Origin of the sequence: Corallococcus praedator, assembly GCF_003612125.1 — a bacterium.
GTDB classification, from domain to species: Bacteria; Myxococcota; Myxococcia; order Myxococcales; family Myxococcaceae; genus Corallococcus; species Corallococcus praedator.
The window spans coordinates 1-422 of sequence record NZ_RAWI01001179.1; the positions used below are offsets into that span (position 1 = coordinate 1).

General features: G+C 53.1%; 2 protein-coding genes. Both read left to right on the top strand.

Features of this window, described 5'->3' with window-relative positions; all coding sequences use genetic code 11:
* The coding region (locus tag D7Y13_RS43620; protein ID WP_208734689.1) for a 3-hydroxyacyl-CoA dehydrogenase family protein at window positions 1–204 on the top strand (204 nt) is incomplete at its 5' end.
* Window positions 205–254: 50 nt separating this feature from the next.
* Window positions 255–422, top strand: a 168-nt coding sequence (locus D7Y13_RS49315; protein ID WP_147452744.1) for a 3-keto-5-aminohexanoate cleavage protein, incomplete at its 3' end; no start/stop codon positions are given.

Below are 422 nucleotides of genomic sequence, written 5' to 3' on the forward strand. Positions count from 1 at the left end.
GACTATGCCAAACGCTACGGTCAGCAAAATCGCGAAACGATCAATTCCGAAAATGCTTTTGACTGGTCGGAATCAGCAGTCGCCCGAGTACATGACGAGCGCCGCCAAAAACTTGAACTTGAAGGCATTGCATTGCGATCCGCCTGGCGTGACCGCCGCCTTATGGCTCTCGCTGCGCACAAGCGTCAAGCACCAAATTCCTGACGGCATCACTTCATCCTGAACACCAAAATAAAAGTAACCAGGAGGTCACCATGGCTCGTAAAGTCATCATCACTTGCGCGGTCACCGGCGCAATTCATACACCTTCCATGTCCCGTTACCTGCCGGTAACACCAGGTCAAATTGCCGAAGCGGCGATTGGTGCCGCTGAGGCTGGCGCCTCAATTGTTCACCTACATGCTCGTAACCCAATTGATGGC